Source organism: Desulfobaculum sp. (assembly GCF_054921475.1).
In genome coordinates this window covers 1-5,453 of record NZ_JBUDSW010000242.1, presented here as the reverse complement: position 1 = coordinate 5,453, position 5,453 = coordinate 1, and the positions used below count along the sequence as shown (strand labels likewise).

Annotated in this window: 5 protein-coding genes; all 5 read left to right on the top strand. The window is 58.7% G+C overall.

The features are described 5' to 3' along the window. Nucleotides 1-781 precede the first annotated feature (781 nt). The gene (locus ACY69P_RS13645; RefSeq protein WP_459900551.1) at nt 782-1,123 is read left to right on the top strand and encodes a DVU0772 family protein; all 342 of its coding nucleotides are present in this window, start codon (nt 782-784) and stop codon (nt 1,121-1,123) included. 649 nt (nt 1,124-1,772) lie between these two features. Next, a complete protein-coding gene (gene dsrA / locus ACY69P_RS13640; RefSeq protein ID WP_462327869.1) occupies nt 1,773-3,086 on the top strand; it encodes a dissimilatory-type sulfite reductase subunit alpha in 1,314 nt (437 codons plus the stop codon). A 12-nt stretch (nt 3,087-3,098) separates the two neighbouring features. Beyond that, nucleotides 3,099-4,247: a dissimilatory-type sulfite reductase subunit beta gene (dsrB, locus tag ACY69P_RS13635; protein ID WP_404843755.1), complete on the top strand. Its 1,149-nt coding sequence runs from the start codon at nt 3,099-3,101 to the stop codon at nt 4,245-4,247. Between the two features lie 64 nt (nt 4,248-4,311). Beyond that, complete coding sequence (locus tag ACY69P_RS13630; protein WP_459900555.1) at nt 4,312-4,557, top strand: dissimilatory sulfite reductase D family protein; 246 nt, start codon at nt 4,312-4,314, stop codon at nt 4,555-4,557. 144 nt (nt 4,558-4,701) lie between these two features. After that, a partial coding sequence (locus ACY69P_RS13625; protein WP_462327868.1) for a nucleotide-binding protein occupies nt 4,702-5,453 on the top strand: 752 nt, incomplete at its 3' end.

The window sequence follows — 5,453 nt, the reverse complement described above, 5'->3', positions numbered from 1 at the left end:
TATGACGCATTCCAGCGCCCCCGCAGCATCTGCTGCGGGGGCGCTTTTGCGTGTGCGGCAGGGCTTGCGTGCTGTTCTGCCGGTAGCGCTTCGCCGGGGAGGCGATGGGGACGGGGCGTAGGGCGCGCAGAGGCGGCGTCCTGCGTAAGGGGCATGGCATCACTAACGCGAAAAGGCGTGCATGAGCGGGGCGTGTGACGGGCAAGGCCCGCGAAAGGAAGGGGAAGCAGGGGCCGGGTCTGAATGGCGAATGGTGCGCGGGTGGTGGGGTGCAGGCCGTGCATAATGCGCACCGCAGAAGGGAACGCGTAGGGCCATTGTAGGGCGTTGGAGCGCTGCATCCTCCGGCTTGTTGTAGCGTGCAGGGGCTGGTGTTCGGTCCCTTTGGTGTGTGGACGTTAATGGAAGGGGACTCGTCTGTGTCTCCGGGCACCTCAGTGGACCCGGAAAAGGGTGGTTTGTGATTTCGTGGCCGAACGGCGCACAGCGCTCTTGGGAAATCAGGAACAAGCGGAGGGCGGTTTTTTTCGTGTTGGGAGCAGGCAAAAATGGTTGACTTCTTATTGGTAACGATTACTATTAAAAACATGACGAAAACGCGAAAGCCGTCATCCCCTTTCGGGGTGCCTCATAGGGAGGCGAAAGTATTCACACGACTGGAGATATCCGTCTGGGGCGGCCGCAAGGCCGCCTGACACCACAAGGCGAGAGAGGCCGTCCTCGCCTGGTCCGCCGCAGGGGCGCACCACAGGATGATGGCCAAAAGGAGGACACCATGGGAATGCTGAAGAGATTTCGTGACTTGGAAATAGATTGGGAAATGGAGCCCGCGGACGCCGTTGCGCTGTACCTTGAGTGGGGCAACACCGGCTACGGTGGCAGCTACGAAAACCGTGTGCGTTCCAAGAACGATTATTCCAACTATTTCGTGGTGTACAACTGGGAGGACAAGCCCAAGGTCTGTCTGGTCCGGCGCAACTCCGAAGGCGCAGAAGACCTCGCCTGTTTGGTCGTCCCCGATGGCATGGGGCGGCGCTTCCAGGACGAGGTGGGCGGCAACAAGGGCGTCTACCCCCTCAATGGCGAAATTCGCAACTGGCTGGAAACCGAGCTCTATTCGTAACCAGCACCACACTGCCAATCGGGCGGGGATGGAGGAAACTCCATCCCCGCTTTTTTGATGACAATGTTCTGGGGTGCAATAATGAGCTTGAGGAATAATTGCGGTGGTGGCGACTTCGTCAGACTGCGGCACTACGATGTCGAGTGGGCTGGTGGGGTTTGTGGGCGGCGTAAGAGCAGGATTGCACATTCAAGTCGCACGGCGCGAAAAACTTTCGAAGTGCGGTGGAATTTCGGTGTGCTGTGACGCGTCTGTCACGAAACGGTTTTGGGTCCGCAATGGACGCGACAAGAAAAAGAATTGCGTTGTACAGGATTCGTTGTACAAGAGGTTTGGGACGAAATGCGTTGGGTGCATCGCCGGAATAAGTCCGCAACACCCTATGTTGCGGGTGCAAAAGACCGTAGAAAATTCGTGTTGATTGTCCAATCTGTACGGGCATTTTGGGTTGACAAAGGTTGGGAATCTTCCTAGCGTCGCTTAGGATTATTTATGAGAATGTGAATACGTTCACGACGTGTGAATGCCGCCGCCATGTTTCGGCGAAGCGCGAACGGCAGGGAAAAGGTGCTGTGATGCGCTTTTTTGGTTCGCGGGCGGCTCGTGTTGATGAGGCTGAACCACATTCAAAGACAATGGAGGTAAAAGAATGGCAAAACATGCAACCCCATTGTTGGACCAATTAGAATCTGGGCCCTGGCCTAGCTTTGTGTCCGACATCAAACAGGAGGCCGAGCGCCGCCACGCCAACCCCGACAACGTTGAGTACCAGATTCCGGTCGACGCATGCGACGACCTGCTTGGTATTCTCGAAATGTCCTACGAGGATGGCGAAACTCACTGGAAGCACGGCGGCATCGTCGGCGTGTTCGGCTACGGCGGTGGTGTCATCGGCCGTTATGCTGACCAGCCTGAGAAGTTCCCCGGCGTTGCTCACTTCCACACCGTTCGTGTGAACCAGCCCGCTGCAAAGTACTACAAGACCGACTACCTGCGCCAGCTCATGGATCTGTGGGACTTCCGCGGTTCCGGTCTGACCAACATGCACGGCTCCACCGGTGACATCGTGTTCTTGGGTACCACGACTCCTCAGCTTGAGGAGATCTTCTACACCCTGACGCACGAGCTGAACACCGACCTTGGTGGCTCCGGCTCCAACCTGCGTACCCCGGCTGCTTGTCTCGGTCAGTCCCGCTGTGAGTTTGCGTGTTACGACACGCAGGAGCTCAGCTACAACATGACCCTGGAATACCAGGACGAGCTGCACCGCCCGGCGTTCCCCTACAAGTTCAAGTTCAAGTTTGACGGCTGCCCGAACGGCTGCGTTGCGTCCATCGCTCGCTCCGACTTCTCCGTCATCGGTACTTGGAAAGACGACATCAAGATCGACCAGGAAGCCGTTAAGGGCTACGTTGCTGGTGAGATCATGCCTAACGCAGGCGCTCACTCCGGTCGCGACTGGGGCAAGTTCGACATCCAGAAGGAAGTCGTTGACCTCTGTCCTACCGGCTGCATGAGCTGGGACGGTTCCAAGCTGTCTATCGACAACAAGGAATGCTACCGCTGCATGCACTGCATCAACACCATGCCCCGCGCACTGCACATCGGTGACGAGCGCGGCGCATCCATCTTCATCGGCGCTAAGGCTCCGATTCTCGATGGCGCACAGATGGGCTCCCTCCTGGTTCCCTTCGTCAAGGTCGAAGAGCCCTTTGACGAAGTTAAGGAAGTTGTCGAAAACCTGTGGGATTGGTGGATGGAAGAAGGCAAGAACCGTGAGCGCATTGGTGAGACCATCAAGCGCCAGGGCTTCCCCAAGCTGCTGGAAGTCGCCGGTATCAAGGCCGATCCTCGCCACGTGCAGGAACCCCGTTCCAACCCCTACATCTTCTGGAAAGAAGAGGACGTCGAAGGCGGTTGGGATCGCGACATCAACGAATACCGCAAGAGACACCAGAGATAGGGGGTTTACACAATGGCATTCATTTCCGCTGGTTACAATCCCGACAAACCGATGGAAGACCGTATCAGTGATATCGGTCCTCGCAAATACGAACAGTTCCTGCCGCCGGTCATCGCCAAGAACAAAGGCACCTGGCTGTACCATGAGATCATCGAGCCCGGTCTTCTCATGCACAAGGCCGAGAGTGGCGACGAAGTCTACACCGTGCGTGTCGGCTGCGCCCGCCTCTGCTCCGTGACCTACGTTCGCGAGATCTGCGACATCGCTGACAAGTACTGCGACGGTTACGTCCGTTGGACCACCCGTAGTAACGTCGAGTTCATGGTTGAAGACCTTGAGACCGCTAAGAAGCTCAAGGAAGACCTGAACAGCCGTAAGTTCGACGGTGGCTCTTACAAGTTCCCCGTTGGCGGCACCGGCGCCGGTATCACCAACATCGTCCACACGCAGGGTTGGGTGCACTGCCACACCCCCGCAACGGACGCTTCCGGTACCGTTAAGGTCGTCATGGACGAACTCTTCGAGGAGTTCGGTGCTCACAACATGCCCGCTCCCCTGCGCATTGCTATGGCTTGCTGCCTGAACATGTGCGGCGCGGTGCACTGCTCTGACATCGCCATCCTCGGCTACCACCGCAAGCCCCCGATCATCGACCACGAGTACCTCGACAACCTGTGCGAGATCCCGCTGGCCGTTGCCGCTTGCCCCACCGGCGCTATCCGTCCCTCCAAGCACGAGCTTGAAGACGGCCGCACCGTGAAGACCGTTGCCATCAAGCAGGAACGCTGCATGTTCTGCGGTAACTGCTACACCATGTGTCCCTCCCTGCCGCTTTCCGATAAGGAAGGCGACGGCCTGGTCATCATGGCTGGTGGTAAGATCTCCAACCGTATCAGCAACCCCAAGTTCTCCAAGGTTGTTGTTGCATTCATCCCCAATGAGCCTCCCCGCTGGCCTTCCCTGGCCAAGGTGATGCGTCAGATGGTGGAAGCCTACCGCAACGGTGCTCGTAAGTACGAGCGTCTGGGCGACTGGGCCGAGCGCATCGGTTGGGAACGCTTCTTTGAAGCTTGTGGCCTGGAGTTCTCCGAACACCTGATCGACGACTTCCGCGATCACGCCTACTACACCTGGCGCCAGACCTCGAACTTCAAGTGGTAAAACACGCTTGACAACAGGGGCGTGGACTTCGGTCCACGCCCCAATTACCTAGGAGAGGTGCTTTATGGCTCTCGACGTAGCTGAAGCCAAACAGCAGATTGTTGAATTCTGCGAATCCAAGAAGAAGACCAAGTTCTACTTCAATGACTTTCTGAAGGTCTTCCCTGATGCCAAGGCCCGTGAGGTCAAGAAAATCCTCACCGCTTTGATCAAGGACGAGACCCTCGTGTACTGGTCTTCTGGTTCCACCACCATGTACGGCCTGAAAGGCGCCGGCAAGCAGGAAGAAGCCGAGCACGAAGAAGGCTAAGCCTTTCGGCCTCCTGCTCTGCAAGCCTATGCAGACCATGGTGCTTGTGCCTCCCAGAGGTGCAGTGACCGATTTTCAAGCCGATTCTCCGGGCCGCTCTTTTGCGCGGCTCCGAAGGATCGGCTTTGTTTTAGGAGTTCTCCCGTGACCACGCCCTCCCTTGCGCGTCTTGTCGTCTCCGGGTTGTCCGGCGGCGCCGGCAAGACCATAAATTCCCTCGGCCTCGCCCGTGCGTGGGCAGAAGCCGGGCGCACCGTGGCCCCGTTCAAAAAAGGCCCGGACTATATCGACGCCGTGTGGCTGGGCCTTGCCGCACGCGGCATCTGCGCCAACATCGACCCGTTCTTCATGAGCGAGGACACTATGCGCTCGCTCTTTTGGGACCGCGCCGCCGGGGCCGATGTCGCCATCCTTGAGGGAAACCGCGGGCTGTTTGACGGTATGGACACCGAAGGCTCATGCTCCACGGCCTCCGTGGCGCGCGCACTGGAAACGCCTGTTCTCCTCTCCCTCGACTGCACGAAGATGACCCGCACCGCCGCGGCTGTGGTTGCTGGCATCTCCGGGTTTGAGCCCGGTGTCCGCCTTGGCGGCGTTATCCTCAACCGCACAGCAGGGCCGCGCCACCGCGCTATTCTCCGCTCCGCCATAGAGCACTACACGGACGTGCCCGTCCTTGGCGCGCTGCCCAAAATTTCGCCGGACCCCATTCCGGAGCGCCACATGGGTCTTGTCTCCAACCGCGAGTACGCCGGGCAGGAGGACATCCTCAGCAACCTCGCCCGCATCATGCGCGAGAACACCGACATGGACCGCATTTGGACCATGGCGCAGTCCGCCCCGGCTCCCTCGCATGCCATTGCGCCGCTGTGGCCGGACGCTCCTGCCGCGCAGGA